Below are 19,554 nucleotides of genomic sequence, written 5' to 3'. Positions count from 1 at the left end.
TAACAACAGTTGCATCGTTCAAAAAAAAAAATTACTTTTATAAACTCAAACAATTTAGGTATGAAAAAAATTACTTTTATATTCTCTTTATTGTTCTTTTTTCAAATGAGTTTGGCACAACTTTATGTTAAAAACAACACCTATGTTTTCAACAAGGGAGCGATGGTATATGTAAAAGGTAATATTGAATTAAACGGAGCCAACAGTACTCTTTATTTGAGAAATGAAGGGCAGCTCCTTCAAGGAACTTCAAGCACATCAACCAACAAAGGAATTGGAAAACTATCTGTTTTTCAAGAAGGTTCTGTAAATAATTATGCCTACAATTATTGGTGTTCTCCAATAGGAAATGCCTCAGCGGCTGTGGGTAATGAAAATTTTGGGATTAGTATGTTAAACGTCCCAACAACAAGCACGGCCAGTACTGCAGCAACCATTTTACCTACAAACAATTACAATGGCAGTTGCAGCACAGGCACCTTGTCAATTGCTCCATATTGGATTTGGAGATTTTTATCTTCGCTTACCTATTCTGATTGGTTTTATACAGGATCGAGTACCAATATTACTCCTGGACAAGGTTTTACCATGAAAGGTACAAGTGGCACTGACACCACAAATCCAGGAGAAACAACTACCAATAACCCTGGAAGTAAACAGCGCTATGATTTTAGAGGAAAACCTAATGATGGTGATATAACCATAAATGTAGCGAATGGAAAATATACACTAACTGGAAATCCCTATCCCTCAGCGATAGATTTATCTGCTTTTTTAACCAATGCCACAAATTGTACAGGAGTAGCCTATTTTTGGGAACAAGACAAAACAGTTAATTCACACCTAATTGCAAACTATCGAGGAGGCTATAGTACTTTTTCCCCAGTTTCCAGAGGAGGCACAGGAATTTATGTTCCTGCTACATTTTATGCCTTTGACAGTGCAGGAAATCAACTCGGGGTTGTAAGTACTCCCAATAATAGTTATGCTCGTTATTTTTCTCCTATTGGACAAGGATTTATGATTGAAGGAAATGCTTCTGGAAGTACGGTTACGATGAAAAATTCCTATCGTGTCTATCAAAAAGAAAATGCTGCAACCTCAGTTTTTGAAAAAAATGGTTACAACGTGCTACAGAGTGTCAACAATCACCTACCTGAGATACTATCAGTGTCTGGGTTTGATTACACAACCGTAAGTACCCAAGAAGTCCCACAAATAAAATTCAATTCGCTTCTAAATAATCAAGCGATTAAACAAATGGTACTCGCTTTTGACGACAATGCTACTGATGGCGTCGACCATGCTATGGACGCCAAAAGCCCAGACGATGGAACACCAATCGATATGTATTTTTTATTAAACAACGAGGGATACGTCATTAATATTACAACTTTTGACGAAAATAAGAAAATCCCTATTGGATTTAAATCAGATGAAACCGCTTCCATAAAACTTACCGTAGCCGATATTATCAATTTTAATCAGGCTGAAAATGTATATCTTCATGATAAACAAACCGATTTGTATCATGATATTAAAAATGCGATCTATGAATTTTCTGTAGACAGTGGAACGACAAACAATCGTTATGAAATCACCTTCAAAAATGAAGCTTTAAGAACACCTACAAATCAAGTAAATTATTTTACAATTGTTCAAAACAACGCAACACAAACCCTTTCTATTGAAAACAAACTCAATACTGATATCCAATCCGTTACTTTGCATGATATTTTAGGAAAAGAAATTCTAAGCAATAGTCCCGTTGGCCAGCAAAATCAATACGAATATTCTACCAATACTTTAAGCGAAGGGATTTATATTGTAAAAATTATAACGAGTCTTAACGAGTACACCAATCAAAAAATAATTATCAAAAAACAACCTTAATACATTCTTTTTTCCAACTATAATTAGAATTTCATTTGTAATTTTGTAAAAAACTATCTTTTGAAAGTTCTTACGCAAGAAATTAAGCTCGACACGCAAAACATTAGGTTATTTATCAAACGAGAAGATTTGATACACCCTTTTATTTCTGGTAACAAATACAGAAAATTAAAATACAACCTTATCCAAGCCCAGAACGAACAGAAAAAGACGTTACTTACTTTTGGTGGAGCCTACTCCAACCATATTGCAGCAACAGCGTATGCTGGTATGGAATTGGGTTTAAAAACCATAGGGGTGATTCGAGGCGACGAACTAGCAGGCAAAATCGACCAAAATCCAACCTTAACATTTGCTCAAAAATGGGGAATGAAATTTGTTTTCATTAGTAGAACACACTACCGTATGAAATCTGAAGCTCCTTTTATAGATGACCTTCATGCTCAATTTGGCGATTTTTACCTAGTCCCCGAAGGAGGTACCAATACGCTAGCCATCAAAGGATGTGAGGAAATACTAGAGGAGGAGGACCAAGAATACGATTTCATCTGTTGCGCTGTGGGAACTGGAGGTACAATGTCGGGAATCATCAACGCAGCAAAACCTCATCAAAAAGTTCTCGGATTTCCATCCTTAAAAGGTGACTTTTTGTCGAAGGATATTGCTAAATTTGTAACCAAAAACAACCCGTGGGAACTCATTACTTCCTATAATTTTGGGGGCTATGGCAAAATTTCAGAACCATTACTTATGTTTCTCAATGATTTTTATCAGATTCATAAAATTCCGTTAGACCCAATTTATACTGGAAAAATGGTTTTTGGCGTTATGGATTTGATTCGGAATAATTATTTTCCTTCAAATTCCAAAATCCTTCTCATTCATACGGGAGGCCTTCAAGGAATTGAGGGCATGAATCTAAAATTAAAAAAGAAAAACATACAAACGATACACTACAATGATTAAGCAACTCCTTTTTTATGCCTTCTTTTTTATCATCGTCGCTTGTGGTTCGACACAGCATGTCGTACGCACCACACCCACTACTCCTGCAAAAAAACCAATCACACGAACAGTTCGAAAACCTATTAAGGCTAACACAAAACCTGTAGTTTCAAATACAAATAACGATAAAACAAGTACAATCGAATCGACATCAAATGTAAATACTCCTCCCGATTCTACCGAAATTCTTGAAGCAACTACCGCTGTTAAAGTAACCACAGCCATGGTGCAGGATTATATTGAAAAATACAAAGCCATTTCAAAAAAAGATATGGTAGATTATGGTATTCCTGCAAGTATCACCCTGGGACAAGGCATACTTGAATCGGGTGCAGGTACAGGACCTCTTAGTGTACAAGCCAACAATCATTTCGGTATTAAATGTCATAAAGAATGGAACGGCCCTAGTGTACGTTATGATGATGATGAAGCCAACGAATGTTTTAGAAAATATGCCTCCCCCGAAGAATCGTTTAGAGATCATTCGTTATTTTTATCTTCGAGAGCGCATTACTCGAGCTTATTTCAATTAGATAAATCCGATTACAGAGCTTGGGCTATGGGACTTAAAAATGCGGGCTATGCGACAGATCCCGCTTATCCTACAAAACTAATCGGGCTGATTGAACGCTACCAATTGCAAAAATTTGATGCCGAAGTGCTTGGCACAACCTACACCTCTACTAGTTCTGGCAATACAACTCCTTCGCAACTGCATCAAGTGAGCAAAGGCGACACCCTTTATTCCATATCAAAACGATACAACATTTCTATAGAAGACTTAAAAAAGAAAAATAACATGGCCAACGACTCTTTATCAGTTGGGCAAAATCTAATTATAAAATAACCCTTATGTTATATCAAAGAAGCAGTCAGCTTTTCATTGAAGCTGAAAAAGTAATTCCAGGAGGCGTGAACTCCCCTGTTAGAGCCTTTAAAGGTGTGGGAGGCACTCCTATTTTCGTAAAAAAAGCCAAAGGAGCTTATTTATATGATGAAGATGACAATCAATTCATCGACTACATCAATTCGTGGGGTCCTATGATTTTAGGGCATGCTTTCGAACCCGTTATTGAAGCCATAACAGAAAGAGCCAAACTAGGAACGTCTTTTGGAACTCCCACGGCTCTCGAAACAAAAATTGCTGCACTGGCGCTTGAAATGGTACCCAATATTGACAAAATTCGATTTGTAAATTCAGGTACTGAGGCTTGCATGAGTGCCATTCGACTGGCTAGAGGCTATACCAAAAGAGATAAGATTATAAAATTTGCAGGATGCTATCATGGACATTCCGATTCCTTCCTTATTCAAGCGGGAAGTGGTGCGAGTACGTTTGGCATTCCCAACAGCCCAGGGGTCACTTCAGGAACCGCTCAAGATACTTTACTGGCACAATACAACAATATTCAAAATGTAATGGCTCTTTTTGAAGCTAATCCTAATGAAATTGCGGCTGTAATTATTGAACCTGTAGCTGGAAATATGGGATGTGTCCCACCAAAAGAAGGGTTTTTGGAACAACTTCGTGCGCTGTGTACAGCAAATGGAACCCTTTTAATTTTTGACGAAGTGATGACTGGTTTTAGGCTCGCACGAGGTGGCGCACAAGAGTTGTATAACATTACGGCTGATATCGTGTGCTTCGGAAAAGTAATTGGAGGTGGCCTTCCCGTTGGAGCCTTTGCGGGTCGAAATGAAATCATGAATCACTTGGCTCCATTGGGACCAGTGTATCAAGCCGGCACGTTATCTGGTAATCCTTTGGCTATGGCTGCGGGTTATGCCATGCTTGAGACACTCAATACCGATCGTGAAATATACCAACGCCTTGAAGAAAAAACAGCATATCTTGAAAAAGGCATGCACAAAATACTCACCAAAAACAACGTAGCCTATACCATCAATCGAGTAGGATCGATGATTTCGGTACATTTTGATGCCCAACCTGTAACCGATTTTGATACTGCCAAAGCGGGAGATAATGCTTTCTTTAAAACGTTTTTCCACAATTTACTTCAAAGTGGTATTTACATTGCCCCCTCTGCGTACGAAACATGGTTTATTACCGACGCACTCACCTACGACGATTTAGACACCACGCTAAATGCCATAGACCGCGCCACACAAAATCACTAATTTTTAGGATTGAATAAAAGAAAAACTCCAACTGATATGTTGGAGTTTTTTTGTAACGATACATATTGTAAACTTTCTATAAACAGGATTTTTGAGTACTTTTTTTGTCTGAACTAATACTCTTTTGCTCCTTTTAAGTATCCTTTTGCTTGATTTGAGTACTTTTCCTTCATTAAAAACCCACTTGATCCTAAAAAAAGCCCTGACTGCTTTTTAATAACAATCAGGGCTTTGTGCTATAAATAGGTAAAAAGCTAGTACGCCAAAAGGGCTTCAATTTTTGCTTTCACCTTATCTACATTCGGAATCATAGTGAACTCCAAAGTACTATTCAGTGGAATGGCGGGCATATTTTCAGAACCGATAACCATCACAGGTGCATCTAAATATTTGAAGCAATTCTCTTGAATTAATCCTGCCAAACTTCGTGCAAACGAATTGTTAGTGGGTTCTTCGGTTACAACAAGGCATTTTTTTGCTTTCTTCACCGATTTAAAAATAGTTTCCTCATCTAACGGATATAAGGTTCGCAAATCTATGATTTCGACTTGATTTTTCATCGTTACCGAAGCGTTCAAGGCCCAGTGTACGCCCATTCCATAAGTAATTATAGTTAGGGTTTCCTCCGTTTCTTGTTCCCAAATTTCTTGAACGATATTCGCCTTTCCAAAAGGCAACATGTAATCTTCGCTTGGTTCGTTTACTCTTGCTGCATCTGTGCCTTTTACCTTACTCCAATACAAACCCTTGTGTTCTAAAATCACCACTGGATTTGGGTCATAATACGCTGCTTTCATCAAGCCTTTTAAATCGGCACCATTGCTAGGATACGCGATTTTGATGCCGCGAATATTCGTCAACACACTTTCTACAGACGACGAATGATAAGGGCCTCCACTTCCATAAGCACCAATTGGAACTCTCAAAATCATGCTCACTGGCCATTTTCCGTTGGATAAATAACATGAGCGACTCACTTCGGTAAACAACTGGTTCAAACCTGGCCAAATGTAATCGGCAAACTGCACCTCAACAATCGGTTTCAAACCAACCGCCGACATTCCCACCGTAGACCCTACTATAAAAGCTTCTTGAATGGGGGTATTAAACACACGTTCGTCTCCAAATTTTTGTGCCAATGTTGCCGCTTCTCTAAAAACACCCCCCAATCGTCCGCCAACATCTTGTCCGTACAACAAACATTCTTGGTGTTTTTTCATTAATTCTTCTACAGCAAACAGGGCACAATCGACCATCACGACTTTATCCTCGCGTTCTGGATTTCGTTCTCCAACTTCTTCTGTGATTGGGGTTGGAGCAAAATCGTGTGTAAATAAATCTTCTGGTTTGGGATCTTCGGCTAGTTGTGCTTTATCAAAATCAGCTTGAACTTTGGCAACAGCCGAATCTTCTATAGTTTTAATTTCGTCTTTTGTAAATCCTGCTTCTAACAATTGTTGTTTCAAAACTGGATAAGGATCGCGCAATTGTGCTTCTTCCAAATCGTCACGATACCATTCCATTCGAACTCCAGAAGTATGGTGATTTAATAACGGTACTTTCGCATGCACCAAAAACGGACGGCGTTCTTCACGAATGGTTTGCACTACTTTTTGAATCGCCAAATAGCTTTCGGTGAAATTGGCTCCATCAATCGAAATGGCTTCAATTCCGTGAAATCCTTTGGCATATTCAAACGCATTTTGCGCACGGGTTTCGGCAGCATTAGCCGAAATGTCCCAACCGTTATCTTGTACTAAATACAAAATTGGTAATTGCTTTAAAGCTGCCATTTGCAAGGCTTCGGCAATTTCTCCTTCGGTTACCGAGGCATCACCAAGCGAACAAATCACAATGGGATTTTCTTGATTTTTATCTTGAATTCCTGTATTTTCTTTGTACCAAAATCCCATTGCGGCTCCGGTTGCTGGAATAGCCTGCATACCCGTTGCAGAGGATTGGTGCGGAATTTTAGGCTTATCGGCATCTTTCAAACTCGGATGACAATAATACGTACGCCCTCCCGAAAATGGATCATCTTTTTTCGCCATCAACTGCAACATCAAATCGTAGGGTTGCATTCCTATTCCAAGCATCATAGCATCATCACGATAATATGGAAACGCATAATCTTGCGGCAACAATTGCATCGCCATCGCAATCTGAATCGCTTCGTGTCCGCGTGACGTAGCATGCACGTATTTGGAAACTATTTTGAAATTATCTTCATACAACATTGCCATGGCTTTGGCCGTTGCCATTGTTGAAAAGGCTTTTTTAAGAATTGATTTGTCTAAATTCATTTATTTAATGCTTATCTGAAAAGTAAAAAACTTTGCGCTCGTTGCGCCTTCTTTGCTAACCTTGCGGTTAACTATTATTTTGCTTCAACAATCCAACCAAATTCGTCTTTACTATCTTGTACTTTAATCGCATTCAGCGTATCATTTACCATAACAGAAACTGGATTATCCTCTGGGAATTTAATAGATATATCGTTATTCCCAATTTCTTCAACCATCGCAATTCCTACAGCTGTTCCTGTTCCGAAAGCTTCTTCTAATGTTCCGTTCTTGGAAGCTTCTATGATTTCTGACATCTTGATGGGACGTTCAGTAACTTCAAATCCTTTACTTCGCAACAAGTCGATGACACTCATTCGAGTAATTCCAGACAAAATAGAACCGCTTAAATTAGGTGTGATAAACTTCCCTGCTATTTTAAAGAAAATATTCATGGTCCCTACTTCTTGAATGTACTCAAAAGTATAGGGATCTAACCACAATACTTGATCGTATCCTTTCGCTTTAGCATATTCTGTTGGACGAATCGCTGCGGCATAATTCCCTGCGGCTTTCGCCTCACCGGTTCCTCCATTTACCGCACGAACGTATTTTTTTTCGGCATATAATTTGATTTTTCGACTAAAAAAGGGTCCGGCTGGTGACGCCATCACGATAAACTTATAAGTAGTAGCTGCACGCATACCGATAAAAGGTTCGTCGGCATACATAAACGGACGCAAGTACAAAGCACTTCCCACTTGTGTCGGAATCCAATTTTTCTCTAAAGCGGTAAATTGTTTTAAAGCTTCTACAAACAATTCCTCGGGAAACATAGGCATTCCCATTCGGTCAGCGCTAAAATTCATGCGCTTGGCATTTTCTTCGGGGCGGAACAATAATGCTGTACCGTCTTTTCCTAATGTTGCTTTCATGCCTTCAAAAATGGCTTGCCCATAATGCAACGCCATGGCCGCAGGATGGGTGGGAATCAACGCTAAAGGTTCTATTCGAGGATTTGTCCATTCGCCGTTTTCATAATCACAAATAAAGAGGTGATCGGTAAATTGGGTACCCATCGTAATGTTTTCAAGGTTTACTTCCGAAACTCTTGATTGTGAAACTTTAGTTATTTTTATTACTTGATTCATAATCTGTTCCATTATATTATATCGTTGTATTGCTATCAAATTGTTCTAAATAATCGCCTACTTTTCGCAAGAAAGAGCCTCCTAAAAATCCGTCTACTACTCTGTGGTCAAACGATAAAGAAAGATACATCATGCTTCGGATGGCGATTTCGTCACCTTTTTCTGTTGTAATCACTTCAGGACGTTTTTTTATGATTCCTAAAGCTAAAATGGCAACTTCAGGTTGGTTGATAATGGGTGTTCCCATCAAACTTCCAAAGGTTCCTACATTGGAAATGGTGAACGTACTTCCTTGAATTTGCTCGGGTTTTAATTTATTATTACGAGAAGCTTCTGCTAAAGAATTTACATCTTTTGCCAAAGCCACTAAATCTTTTTCATTCGCATTTTTCACTACGGGAACAATTAAATTACCAGAAGGTAACGCAGTTGCCATTCCGATATTGACATCGTTGTGAACGATAATATTCTTCTCATCAACCGAAACATTTATCATTGGAAAATCTACAATTGCTTTTGCTACAGCCTGAACAAAAACTGGTGTAAACGTTAATTTCTCGTTGTGCTTTTCTTGAAATTTCTCTTTGTTTTCGTTGCGCCAGTTCACTAAATTCGTCACATCTACTTCAATATACGACGTCACATGAGGCGACGTTTGCTTGGAATACACCATGTGATCTGCAATCATTTTGCGCATTCGGTCCATTTCTACAATGCGATCTTTTCCTTCTACAAAATTGATTTTTGGCTTAGGAAAGGTTGTAGATTGTAGGTTGTGGGTTGTGGGTTGAGGAATGCTTTTGAGAGGATATTTTCTATTCTTTAGATAATTAAAAACATCGCTTTTTTGCAAACGCCCATCGGTTCCCGAACCCGGAATGGTTTGTAATTCTTCTATGGATAAATTTTCCTTTTGTGCAATTGAAATGATTAATGGCGAAATAAACGCATTTGGATTGGTTGTTAGTTTTCGGTTGTCAGTTTTCGGTTGTGGAACCTCGACTGCATTGGGCGAAACAGACTTATTTTCAATAGAACTATTTTCAGACTTTTGACTTATGACTTTTGACTTTTGACTTTCATCAATCAAAGCCAAAACGGTTCCTACTTCAACCACATCATCTTTCTGAAAACGGATTTCAGTAATCACGCCCGATACCGGTGACGGTACATCGCTGTCTACTTTATCGGTAGCCACTTCCAATAGTGTTTCTTCGGCTTCCACAAAATCACCTACGTTTTTCAACCAACTGATTATTGTTGCTTCGGATATGCTTTCACCCATTTTGGGCATTTTGAATTCTGTTATTGACATATTTTACATATGTAGGGACAATTCGCAAATTGTCACTACGATTTTTTAAATTCTTCTAATGTTTTATAAAACGCTTCTTGTGTTTGTCGATTAGTTGGGATTTCTCGCAACGGTTCAACGGCTTTTAAGGTTTCGTAACACTCTTTTGGCAATTGTTGGTACAAAGCGGTTCCTTTGGTTTTCCAAACCATCATTTCATCCGAAACGTCTTTTATAATTGCGGCTGGATTTCCCACTACCATTTTTCGATTTGGGATTTGCATTCCGGCTTTTATGAAACTTAAGGCACCAATGATACATTCATCGCCTATATTCACATCATCCATAATTACGGCATTCATTCCGACTAAACAATTGGCTCCAATATTAGCTCCGTGAATTATCGCTCCGTGACCAATATGTGCCCTAGCTTTTAACACCATCGTCTTTCCAGGGAACATATGAATCGTGCAATTTTCTTGCACGTTACACCCATCTTCAATGATAATTTCACCCCAATCGCCACGAATGGCAGCACCAGGACCAACATACACATTTTTTCCAATAATCACATTACCCGTAACTGCCGCTTGTGGATGAATAAAACTACTTTCGTGTATGACTGGGATAAACCCTTTGAATTCGTATATCATATTTTTAGGTTGTGGGTTGTAGGTTGTGGGTTGTAGGTTGTGGGTTGTAGGTTTCCTTCTAACACCTACTACCTAAATCCTACTACCTTATTTAAACTTCTTCAACGTTTCTTTTGTAAAATCAGACAACACCAATCGTCCACTGATGGCGGCTCTTTCAGCTAATAAAGCATCCCAATCTTCGGTACCTCGCCAAAAAATCTTTTTCATTTCAGTCATCGCCTCGGGATTGTAAGTACATAGATATTCGGCGAATTGTTGTACCGCTTCATCAAGTGCTTCTACCGTTTCATAGATCGTAGCATACAATCCTTTGTCTTTTGCCCAAGATGCTTCATAAAATGTATTAGCATCTATGGCAATTTGTGACATGGCAGAAACTCCCATTTTTCGTTCGATGGCAGGTGATACGACAAAGGGTCCAATACCTACATTCAGTTCGCTTAGTTTAATCGCTGCATTCTTGGTTGCCATACAATAATCAGCCGCTGCGGCAATACCTACGCCACCTCCAACGGTTTTCCCTTGGATTCTTACAATAATGAATTTTGGGCATTTTCGCATGGCATTGATTACATTGGCAAAACCAGAAAAGAATACTTTTCCAGTTGCTGCATCATCGATATTGATTAATTCTTGAAAACTAGCTCCCGCGCAAAAAGCACTATCGCCACCGCTTTTCAAAATAATTACTTTTACTTCTGGATTGTGCCCTACTTCTGTAATCGTATTGGCTAATTGTGCTAAAATAATTCCTGGTAATGAATTTTTAGCAGGATGAAAAAACTCGATTGTAGCAATGTCGTTTTCTAGGTTTTGTTTTACGTATGCTTCCATTATACTATTTAATCGCAAAGAGCGCAAAGTTTACGCAAGGTTCGCTAAGTCTTTATTTTTATATTAAATTAAATTGTTCAAAATGATGATTCAAATGTTTTCGTTCTAACAAATACGATTCGTATCTATTTAATTCTCCAAAAACCATATTCTTCATAATCGCTTCTGGATTTTCTTTGAAGAAGGTTTTGTATTGTTCTCTTGCTTCGAAAAATTTGGCTTTGGCGGTTTCAAAATCAGGATGAACTAAGTCTTCTAATTCATCTTTTTTCATCGTTGGAAACTTAGTTCCCTTTGGAAATTTATCATAATTGTATAGCGAATTATGCACTTTATCCAAAATGGTTGAGGGTGTTACAATTTCGAAATCTTGAATTTCACCTGAAAGGATTTTGTAGCCTTCTTCCAAATGTTCCAACAAATGTTGCGGCGTTAGAATTCCCCAAATTGGTTTGGCATTTTCTGTTAATTTATTGATACATTCAGCAACTTTTTCATCGGTCATTTCTACAAAAACCTCTTGTTTTTTCTGTACCATGGTCAAAATTGTAGCAACTGCTACCAACTCATCAGTAGTATCAAAAACCTCAACAAACCATTTCACAATACCGCTCGGATGTTCGGCTGAAGCCACGTCTCTATCCACTTTTTGTTTGCACGTTAAACGCACATAAACGGTATCATTGTGATAAATCGGACGCAAGAAACGACATTCTTCCAATCCGTAATTCGCAGCAACCGGACCTTTATTTGGATAGACAAACAAACCAGCCGCTGCCGCTAAAATGAAGTAGCCGTGTGCGGTTCTTTTCTTAAAAATACTTCCATCCAACGAAGTAATATCGGTATGCGCATAAAAATGATCCCAAGTTAAATTAGCAAAATTGATAATATCGGTATCGGTCACGGTACGATTATGAGTACGCAATGACATTCCCGGTTGAATATCCTCCCAATGGTATTGAAACGGATGTTGCGTGATTTCTTTATACGCCGAATGCGCTTGATAAATGCCTGTGATTTCGGTTAAAGTTGTTGGCGAACCCTGAATGGCACAACGTTGCATATAATGTTTGATACCTCGAACACCACCCATTTCTTCACCTCCTCCAGCACGACCAGGACCTCCGTGAACCAATAATGGTAATGGCGAACCGTGACCCGTACTTTGTTTGGCATTCTCACGATTCAACACCAAAATTCTACCGTGATGCGAGGCGGCATTGACCACATAATCTTTAGCAATTGCATCTGAATTGGTCACAATTGACGACACTAACGACCCTTTACCCATTTGGGCTAATTCAATCGCTTGATCCAAATTCTTATAAGGCATAATCGTTGAAACCGGCCCAAAAGCTTCGGTTTCGTGAACCGCTACATTAGTGAATGGATGGTCTTCACGAAGTAAAATCGGACTCACAAAAGCGCCTTTTTCATCCGCTCCGATGATGTTCGTTTTTTCTAAATCGCCATACACTATTTTGGCCGATTTGGATAATTCCTGAACTCTTCCTTTTAAAACATTTACTTGGTCTTTACTTACTAAAGCTCCCATGCGAACTTCTTTCAATCTCGGGTCACCAATTGCTAATTTATCCAACGATTTTGAAAGCGCCCCTTGTACATCATCCATCAATTTTTCAGGAACAATCATTCTTCGAATCGCAGTACATTTTTGTCCGGCTTTTACCGTAATTTCACTACGAGCTTGATTGATAAACAAATCAAATTCGGGTGTTCCTGGAACAGCGTCTTCGCCTAAAATAGAAGCATTCAAACTATCGGCTTCCATCGTAAACGGTACCGATTCCTGAATAATTCTTGGATGTGCTTTCAACAATCTTCCTGTAGCTGCCGAACCAGTAAACGTAATCACATCCTGACTTTCAACAGTATCAAAAATGTTTTTGGCGGTTCCCGAAATCAATTGCAAGGCGCCTTCTGGCAATATATTAGAAGCAATAATTTCTCGTACCACCGCTTCGGTTAAATAAGCCGTTACGGGTGCAGGTAAAACCACTGCTGGCATTCCCGCCATCCAATTGACCGCACATTTTTCTAACATTCCCCAAATTGGAAAGTTAAATGCATTAATATGAATCGCCACGCCTTTTTTCGGAACCAAAATATGATGCGCCATAAATCGACCCCCTTTCGACAAATCAATCGGGTCACCTTCTACGTGATACGGTTGATTAGGAAACAATTTTCGCAACGAGGCATTCGAATATAAATTTCCAAAACCACCTTCAATGTCAATCCACGAATCGATGCGAGTAGCTCCTGTTCGGTAACTGATTTCGTAAAACGCTTCTTTGCGTTTGGTCAAATATAGCGCCAAACTTTTTATCATATTGCCGCGTTCTTGGAAGGTCATCTTGCGCAGTTTTTCGCCGCCTTTGGTTCTTCCATAATGCAAAATCGCAGGAATATCCAATCCTTCTACAGAAGTTTCTGCGATGAATTCACCAGTTACTGCGTCATATGATGGCTTTCCTTCTCCGGTAGCTGAAGTCCATGTTCCTAGTACGTAATGTTGTGTTTTAGTCATAATTTTTTGTTTGATTTTTGATTGATAATATTTGATTTTTGAACTTCTTAAATCGACAATCAAAAATCTTCAATCGTTAATCTATACCCTTTCAATAATCACCGCATAGCCTTGCCCAACCCCAATACACATCGTGATTAAGGCATATCGCTTTCCGGTCAACTGCAATTCTAATGCTGCTGAATAGGCAATTCTGGCTCCCGTTACTCCTAGTGGATGACCAATAGCAATAGCGCCACCATTCGGATTAATTCTTGGGTCGTTGTCTTTCAATCCCAACTCCCGAATGCAAGCAATACTCTGAGCCGCAAACGCCTCGTTCAATTCGATGATGTCAATTTGGTCTAACGTCAAACCTGCTTTTGCCAAAGCTTTTTTAGTCGCTTCCACTGGACCAATTCCCATAATTCTCGGCTCTACGCCCACTACAGCCGAACTCACAATTCGAGCGAGAGGTCTTAAACCGTATTGTTGGACCGCTTCCGCAGAGGCAATAATCGTTGCCGCTGCACCGTCATTTAATCCTGAGGCATTTCCAGCAGTTACGCTACCGTCTTTTTTAAATGCCGGACGCAATTTTGCCAAACCTTCCTTTGAGGTAGTTGGCTTGATAAATTCGTCTTTCGAGAATTGAATCGCATCCCCTTTTCGTTGCGGAATGTCAACAGTTACAATTTCTTTGGCTAATCGTCCTGAAGCTTGAGCCGCAGTAGCTTTTTGTTGGCTGTGCAACGCAAACGCATCTTGGTCTTCACGAGAGATGTTATATTTTTCTACCAAATTTTCAGCCGTTTCTCCCATCGCATCCGTGCCATACATGGCGTGCATTTTCGGATTGATGAATCGCCATCCAAAACTCGAATCGTACATTTTACTATCAGTTCCATAGGCCGATGAGGGTTTGGAAACCACCAAAGGACCACGTGTCATATTCTCAACTCCACCGGCAATAAACACATGTCCGTCGCCTGCTTTAATCGCCCGACTCGCATTGATAATAGCCGACAATCCCGAACTGCACAACCGATTCACCGTTTCACCCGGAACGGTATACGGCAATCCCGCTAACAGTAAAGACATACGAGCCACATTACGATTGTCCTCACCCGCCTGATTGGCGCAACCTATGATAACGTCATCGTAGGCACCGGTTGGAATGTTTGGATTTTTTTCAACTACGGATTTGATAACCAAAGCCCCTAAATCATCAGCTCTTACTGCTGATAAAGTGCCTTGATAACTTCCTATTGGCGTTCGAACGCCGTCTATGATATATGCTTCCATTTAGGTATTTGGTATTAGGTTGTAGGTTTTAGGTTAAACTTCATAAATCAAAAATCGTTAATCTTCAATCGTTAATTTTATTCTTCCCATTCTTTTTGAGTGCGATACACGACGCCTTTAAAAAGCGCCACCAACTCGTCCCCTCGTTTTACTTCTATAATATTAAATCCTAATTTATTGTTTACTTTTTCAATTACGGATTCGGCCATTAGATAATCGCCTTCACTAACCGCTTCAATATGATTGATAGACGTTTCGATAGAAACCGAAAACCTTCCGTGCGTATTAGCAGCAAATCCGAAAGCGGTATCGGCTAACGAATACGTAATTCCGCCATGCGCTTTGTACATGCTGTTGAGCATTTCTTTTCGAACGGTCATCCCTACTTTGCAACGCCCGATTTCACATTCGAGAATTTCAATCCCGAGCCACTGACTATAGGCATCCTGACTCAACATCTTGTATGGTATTTTGGTTCCTTCCATAATGATTTATTTGATTGTTGATTAAGGATTTTTGATTTTTTGTATAGTTCAGCAATCAAAAATCGTTAATCTTCATTCGTTAATTAAAAACTTTTTACCTTCTCTTGCCATTCTACGCAAAATCGGACTGCATCTATATCGGTCTTCGTGGTATTCATTGTACAATTCGTCCAGCTTTTCTACGCACCAATTTATTCCCAATTCATTAGCCCAAGCGAGTAGTCCTTTTGGGTAATTCACTCCTTTGGTCATGGCGTTGTCAATATCTTTAGCAGAAGCAATGTTTAAAAAGAACGTATCGGCCGCTTCGTTGATAAGCATGACGATTACGCGTTCAAAAATGCTTTTCGCTAAAGCCAAATCTTCTTTTGGAACAGGTAATTCTTGACAATAATCATAAAAACCTCTTCCCGATTTTCTTCCTAAAAATCCGGCTTCCAACAGACGTTTTTGTGTGAATGACGGTTTAAATTTTGGGTCAAAATAAAAAGCGGTAAACACGGTTGCGGTTACGATATAATTCACATCATGTCCAATCATATCCATTAATTCAAATGGACCCATTCGGAAACCGCCGATAGTTTTTAAAGCCCAATCTATTGTAGCGAAGTCGGCTACACCTTCCTCATAAATGCGTAAACTTTCACTGTAAAAAGGTCGAGCAACACGATTTACGATAAAACCTGGCGTATCTTTGGCAACGGCTACAACTTTCTTCCAATCGGAGATAATTTGTACCGATTTTTGCAACACTTCTTCGCTCGTTTGCACCGCCGGAATCACCTCAACCAACTGCATCAATGGCGCTGGATTAAAAAAGTGAATTCCAATGACGCGTTCCGGTTTTTTACAAGAAGCAGCAATGGAAGCTATAGATAACGATGATGTGTTGGAAGCCAATATCGTATTTTCTGAGACTAAAGTTTCTAATTCAGAGAATACCTTTCGCTTGACTTCAAGATTTTCTACAATCGCTTCAATGACTAGGTCAGAATCGGATAAATCGTTGAGCGAATTGACATAAGAAATAGAGTTTTGAATTCGGGATTTTTCATCGGCATCAATTTTTTCTTTTTCGACTAACTTCGATAACGTAGTTTCAAGAGCCTTTTTACTTTTGGCTAACGCATCTTGATTCAAATCAAATAATTTTACGGCACAACCAGCTGTTGCGGCTACTTGCGCAATGCCGCTTCCCATGGTTCCTGAACCTATTATTGCTATATTCATACTACTACTTTTAACCGCAAAGAGCGCTAGGTTTTACGCTAAGTTCGCTAAGTTGATTATTTAATTTCCTTTGAATTCTGGTTTTCTTTTTTCAATAAAAGCAGTTACTCCTTCGTTATAATCGTATGATGAACTCGCTTCTATTTGCAAATCACTTTCTAATGCCAATTGTTGTTCCAAAGTATTAGTCATGGATTGATTTAACAATCTTTTGGTTAATCCTAATGCTTTTGTTGGCATTTGTGCTAAATTTTCGGCAATGGTTTTTACTTCTTCCTCAAAAGTGGCTACTGGAAATAATTTGTAAATCATCCCCATAGTTAATGCTTCGAGAGCTGAAACTTTATCGCCCAACATCATCAATGCCGATGCTTTTTGAAACCCAATTAATCGTGGTAAAAAGAAGGTTCCAGCACTATCTGGTACCAATCCTATTTTACTAAAAGCTTGAATAAAACTCGCATGTTCGGAGGCAATAACAATATCACATGCCAAAGCAATATTTGCTCCAGCCCCTGCGGCTACTCCATTTACTGCTGCTACGATTGGTTTTTCGATAGTTCTAATTCTTTGAATAATTGGATTGTAGTGTTCTTCTAAGATTTTTCTAAATCCTGGATTTAACTCTGGATCAGTAACTTCTTTTAAGTCTTGTCCAGCACAAAATGCTTTTCCATTCCCTGTTAGAACTATAGCTCTAACTGTTGAATCTTCATTGCAATTGTCTAAAACACTCTGTAAAGACAAGGCCATATCTCTGTTGAAACTGTTGAATACTTCAGGTCTATTAAGTGTAATCCACGCTACCTTATTTTCAATTTTTAACTCAATTGCTCCGCCAGTTCGCAGAAGCTCGTGCGAATTATTGCTCATACCTATTTTATTATAAGATTGAAGATTAATGATTTTTGACCCGAGAGCTTTGCTCGAATTGGCGAAGCATTTTGGAAGTATAGAAATCTTAAATCAAAATTCAACAATCAGCAATCGTTAATCTTATTATTTTAAACATTTAAAATAGTCAAATGGTTCCTTGCAATCCTCACATTGAAACAAGGCTTTACAGGCTGTAGAACCAAATTGACTAAGTACCTTTGTTTGTTGGGAACCGCATTGTGGGCACTTCACGAGTTTTTTATTTCCTAAAAGTGCTTCTTTATCTGCATGTTCTGACAAAGGGGCTGCGATTCCATATTTTTCGAGGGCTGCTCTCCCTTTCGATGTAATCCAATCGGTTGTCCAAGCTGGCTTTAGGATTACTGCTACTGAGGCTTCATATCCTTTTTGTTTAAAAGCCGCCTTGATATCATCTGCAATAGTATCCATAGCAGGGCAACCACTATAGGTGGATGTAATCTCAACGTACACCTTTTGATTTTCGATTTTCGCAGAACGAACAACTCCCATATCAACAATTGTTAATACAGGAATTTCTGGGTCTGAGACTGTTTCGAGTATGTCAAGCAGTTCTTGATCGATAGGTATTAGTTGCTCTGTCATATAGCTTTATTTGATTGAAGAGTGCTTCGCCAATTGGAGCAAAGCTCTCGATTCTAAAATCAACATTCAACAATCGTAATCGTTTACCACGTCATGTTCGGATACGTGCGTTGCATGTACTGCATCTCTGTCAAAATATAGCCCATATGTTCGCTATGTATTCCTTGCTTTCCACCTTTTTGAAAGTACTCCACCTCTGGAATTTGTAGCGTTGCTTCTTCTAAAATAGCTGTTACTTTTTTATAATAATTCTCTTTCAACATGGCAACATCTACACCTATTCCCTCTGCAACCATGACTTTATCAGCGTCTGTTTGATGAAACAATTCGTCGGTGAAAATCCATAAATCATTGATGGCTGTTTGAATTCTGTTGTGACTTTCTTCTGTACCGTCGCCTAATCTTCTAATCCAATCCGAAGAAAAACGAACGTGGTACAACACTTCTTTTATGCTTTTCGTCGCAATGGCAGCAAGCTGTTCGTCTTTACTGTCTTGTAATTCTTCCAAAAGTGCCAAATGATATACATCATATAAAAATTGTCTTGCGATAGAATAGCCAAAATCAGTATTCGGTTGTTCTACTAAAAGTACGTTTTTGTATTCACGTTCCAATCGAAGAAAAGCTACAGTATCTTCATTCGCATCGCCGCCTTGCAATTGGGCAACATATTGAAAATAACTGCGGGTTTGCCCTAACAAATCCAAAGAAATATTAGTCAAAGCGATGTCGGTTTCAATACTGGGTCCATGACCACATAGTTCTCCCAAACGCTGTCCTAAAATCAAGGAATTATCAGCTATACCGAGTATGTATTGAATTAAATTGTTATTCATTTCTGTTAAGGTTGTGGGTTATAGGTTGTGGGGTGTAGGCTTTACGTCTGAATGACAAAACCTATTACCAAATACCTAAAACCTAATTTACATGTGTTTTAATTCTTCGGGCAATTCGTAGAATGTTGGATGACGATAGGCTTTGTCCATTGCTGGTTCAAAAGTTTCTCCGTTATTTTCTGGGTTAGAGGCTGTGATTTGAGCAGATGGTACCACCCAAATACTCACGCCTTCCATGCGACGGGTGTATACATCTCGCGCATTTTCTAATGCCATGGTAGCATCGCTAGCGTGAAGCGAACCGCAATGACGATGCTCTAATCCGTTTTTACTTCGTATAAATACTTCCCAAAGTGGCCAGTTTTTCATAATTTATTAGTCTTAAAGTCGAAAGTCGAAAGTCGAAAGTCG

General features: G+C 39.1%; 17 protein-coding genes. 4 read left to right on the top strand and 13 right to left on the bottom strand.

Annotation, left to right across the window (positions count from 1 at the left end; all coding sequences use genetic code 11):
• Positions 1 to 60: 60 nt before the first annotated feature.
• Genes CLV55_RS03525 through hemL form a run of 4 tightly spaced genes read left to right on the top strand, consistent with a single transcriptional unit; the run spans position 61 to position 5,037 of the window.
• Positions 61 to 1,893: a T9SS type A sorting domain-containing protein gene (locus CLV55_RS03525; protein WP_170122237.1), complete on the top strand. Its 1,833-nt coding sequence runs from the start codon at positions 61 to 63 to the stop codon at positions 1,891 to 1,893.
• A 60-nt stretch (positions 1,894 to 1,953) separates the two neighbouring features.
• Positions 1,954 to 2,859, top strand: coding sequence for a 1-aminocyclopropane-1-carboxylate deaminase/D-cysteine desulfhydrase (locus CLV55_RS03520; protein WP_112112364.1), 906 nt, complete (start codon positions 1,954 to 1,956; stop codon positions 2,857 to 2,859).
• On the top strand, positions 2,852 to 3,745 hold the full coding sequence (locus tag CLV55_RS03515) for a glucosaminidase domain-containing protein (RefSeq protein WP_112112363.1): 894 nt from the start codon (positions 2,852 to 2,854) through the stop codon (positions 3,743 to 3,745). The genes CLV55_RS03520 and CLV55_RS03515 overlap by 8 nt, the downstream gene beginning before the upstream one ends.
• Before the next feature lie 5 nt (positions 3,746 to 3,750).
• On the top strand, positions 3,751 to 5,037 hold the full coding sequence (gene hemL, locus CLV55_RS03510) for a glutamate-1-semialdehyde 2,1-aminomutase (RefSeq protein WP_112112362.1): 1,287 nt from the start codon (positions 3,751 to 3,753) through the stop codon (positions 5,035 to 5,037).
• Positions 5,038 to 5,291: 254 nt separating this feature from the next.
• Here the strand turns inward: hemL and CLV55_RS03505 are convergent, their stop codons facing one another.
• The 13 genes from CLV55_RS03505 to paaB all read right to left on the bottom strand — a co-directional run bounded on the left by CLV55_RS03505 (position 5,292) and on the right by paaB (position 19,512).
• Positions 5,292 to 7,340, bottom strand: coding sequence for an alpha-ketoacid dehydrogenase subunit alpha/beta (locus tag CLV55_RS03505; protein ID WP_112112361.1), 2,049 nt, complete (start codon positions 7,338 to 7,340; stop codon positions 5,292 to 5,294).
• A gap of 74 nt (positions 7,341 to 7,414) precedes the next feature.
• On the bottom strand, positions 7,415 to 8,470 hold the full coding sequence (locus CLV55_RS03500; RefSeq protein WP_112112479.1) for a branched-chain amino acid aminotransferase: 1,056 nt from the start codon (positions 8,468 to 8,470) through the stop codon (positions 7,415 to 7,417).
• A gap of 16 nt (positions 8,471 to 8,486) precedes the next feature.
• Positions 8,487 to 9,785: a dihydrolipoamide acetyltransferase family protein gene (locus tag CLV55_RS03495; RefSeq protein ID WP_112112360.1), complete on the bottom strand. Its 1,299-nt coding sequence runs from the start codon at positions 9,783 to 9,785 to the stop codon at positions 8,487 to 8,489.
• Between the two features lie 35 nt (positions 9,786 to 9,820).
• Positions 9,821 to 10,417, bottom strand: a complete 597-nt coding sequence (locus CLV55_RS03490) for an acyltransferase (protein WP_112112359.1) — start codon at positions 10,415 to 10,417, stop codon at positions 9,821 to 9,823.
• Positions 10,418 to 10,504: 87 nt separating this feature from the next.
• Entirely contained in the window at positions 10,505 to 11,257 is a 753-nt protein-coding gene (locus CLV55_RS03485; protein WP_245902677.1) for an enoyl-CoA hydratase/isomerase family protein, read from the bottom strand.
• 55 nt (positions 11,258 to 11,312) lie between these two features.
• Positions 11,313 to 13,808: a phenylacetic acid degradation bifunctional protein PaaZ gene (gene paaZ / locus CLV55_RS03480; protein WP_112112478.1), complete on the bottom strand. Its 2,496-nt coding sequence runs from the start codon at positions 13,806 to 13,808 to the stop codon at positions 11,313 to 11,315.
• Between the two features lie 81 nt (positions 13,809 to 13,889).
• Complete coding sequence (gene pcaF / locus CLV55_RS03475; protein ID WP_112112357.1) at positions 13,890 to 15,092, bottom strand: 3-oxoadipyl-CoA thiolase; 1,203 nt, start codon at positions 15,090 to 15,092, stop codon at positions 13,890 to 13,892.
• A 77-nt stretch (positions 15,093 to 15,169) separates the two neighbouring features.
• A complete protein-coding gene (locus CLV55_RS03470; RefSeq protein WP_112112356.1) occupies positions 15,170 to 15,577 on the bottom strand; it encodes a PaaI family thioesterase in 408 nt (135 codons plus the stop codon).
• Between the two features lie 72 nt (positions 15,578 to 15,649).
• On the bottom strand, positions 15,650 to 16,807 hold the full coding sequence (locus CLV55_RS03465; RefSeq protein ID WP_112112355.1) for a 3-hydroxyacyl-CoA dehydrogenase NAD-binding domain-containing protein: 1,158 nt from the start codon (positions 16,805 to 16,807) through the stop codon (positions 15,650 to 15,652).
• Between the two features lie 60 nt (positions 16,808 to 16,867).
• Positions 16,868 to 17,680, bottom strand: a complete 813-nt coding sequence (locus tag CLV55_RS03460; RefSeq protein WP_112112354.1) for an enoyl-CoA hydratase-related protein — start codon at positions 17,678 to 17,680, stop codon at positions 16,868 to 16,870.
• Positions 17,681 to 17,806: 126 nt separating this feature from the next.
• On the bottom strand, positions 17,807 to 18,307 hold the full coding sequence (gene paaD, locus CLV55_RS03455) for a 1,2-phenylacetyl-CoA epoxidase subunit PaaD (protein ID WP_112112353.1): 501 nt from the start codon (positions 18,305 to 18,307) through the stop codon (positions 17,807 to 17,809).
• An 83-nt stretch (positions 18,308 to 18,390) separates the two neighbouring features.
• Positions 18,391 to 19,143 carry a 1,2-phenylacetyl-CoA epoxidase subunit PaaC gene (paaC, locus tag CLV55_RS03450; protein ID WP_112112352.1) on the bottom strand — a complete coding sequence of 251 codons (753 nt, stop codon included), beginning with the start codon at positions 19,141 to 19,143 and terminating at the stop codon, positions 18,391 to 18,393.
• An 87-nt stretch (positions 19,144 to 19,230) separates the two neighbouring features.
• Positions 19,231 to 19,512 carry a 1,2-phenylacetyl-CoA epoxidase subunit PaaB gene (gene paaB / locus CLV55_RS03445; RefSeq protein WP_112112351.1) on the bottom strand — a complete coding sequence of 94 codons (282 nt, stop codon included), beginning with the start codon at positions 19,510 to 19,512 and terminating at the stop codon, positions 19,231 to 19,233.
• Positions 19,513 to 19,554 lie beyond the last annotated feature (42 nt).

Source organism: Flavobacterium aciduliphilum (genome assembly GCF_003268855.1).
In the GTDB taxonomy this organism is placed as follows: Bacteria; Bacteroidota; Bacteroidia; order Flavobacteriales; family Flavobacteriaceae; genus Flavobacterium; species Flavobacterium aciduliphilum.
The sequence above is the reverse complement of the archived record's forward strand: the minus strand, read 5'-3'. Positions and strand labels throughout refer to the sequence as shown.

Coding starts and splice junctions, on each gene's coding strand:
- CLV55_RS03500 (WP_112112479.1), bottom strand. CDS start 8,470: ATGAATCAAGTAATAAAAATAACTAAAGTTTCACAATCAAGAGTTTCG.
- pcaF (WP_112112357.1), bottom strand. CDS start 15,092: ATGGAAGCATATATCATAGACGGCGTTCGAACGCCAATAGGAAGTTAT.
- CLV55_RS03460 (WP_112112354.1), bottom strand. CDS start 17,680: ATGAGCAATAATTCGCACGAGCTTCTGCGAACTGGCGGAGCAATTGAG.
- CLV55_RS03525 (WP_170122237.1), top strand. CDS start 61: ATGAAAAAAATTACTTTTATATTCTCTTTATTGTTCTTTTTTCAAATG.
- paaC (WP_112112352.1), bottom strand. CDS start 19,143: ATGAATAACAATTTAATTCAATACATACTCGGTATAGCTGATAATTCC.
- paaB (WP_112112351.1), bottom strand. CDS start 19,512: ATGAAAAACTGGCCACTTTGGGAAGTATTTATACGAAGTAAAAACGGA.
- CLV55_RS03490 (WP_112112359.1), bottom strand. CDS start 10,417: ATGATATACGAATTCAAAGGGTTTATCCCAGTCATACACGAAAGTAGT.
- CLV55_RS03465 (WP_112112355.1), bottom strand. CDS start 16,807: ATGAATATAGCAATAATAGGTTCAGGAACCATGGGAAGCGGCATTGCG.
- paaZ (WP_112112478.1), bottom strand. CDS start 13,808: ATGACTAAAACACAACATTACGTACTAGGAACATGGACTTCAGCTACC.
- hemL (WP_112112362.1), top strand. CDS start 3,751: ATGTTATATCAAAGAAGCAGTCAGCTTTTCATTGAAGCTGAAAAAGTA.
- CLV55_RS03505 (WP_112112361.1), bottom strand. CDS start 7,340: ATGAATTTAGACAAATCAATTCTTAAAAAAGCCTTTTCAACAATGGCA.
- CLV55_RS03495 (WP_112112360.1), bottom strand. CDS start 9,785: ATGTCAATAACAGAATTCAAAATGCCCAAAATGGGTGAAAGCATATCC.
- CLV55_RS03470 (WP_112112356.1), bottom strand. CDS start 15,577: ATGGAAGGAACCAAAATACCATACAAGATGTTGAGTCAGGATGCCTAT.
- CLV55_RS03515 (WP_112112363.1), top strand. CDS start 2,852: ATGATTAAGCAACTCCTTTTTTATGCCTTCTTTTTTATCATCGTCGCT.
- paaD (WP_112112353.1), bottom strand. CDS start 18,307: ATGACAGAGCAACTAATACCTATCGATCAAGAACTGCTTGACATACTC.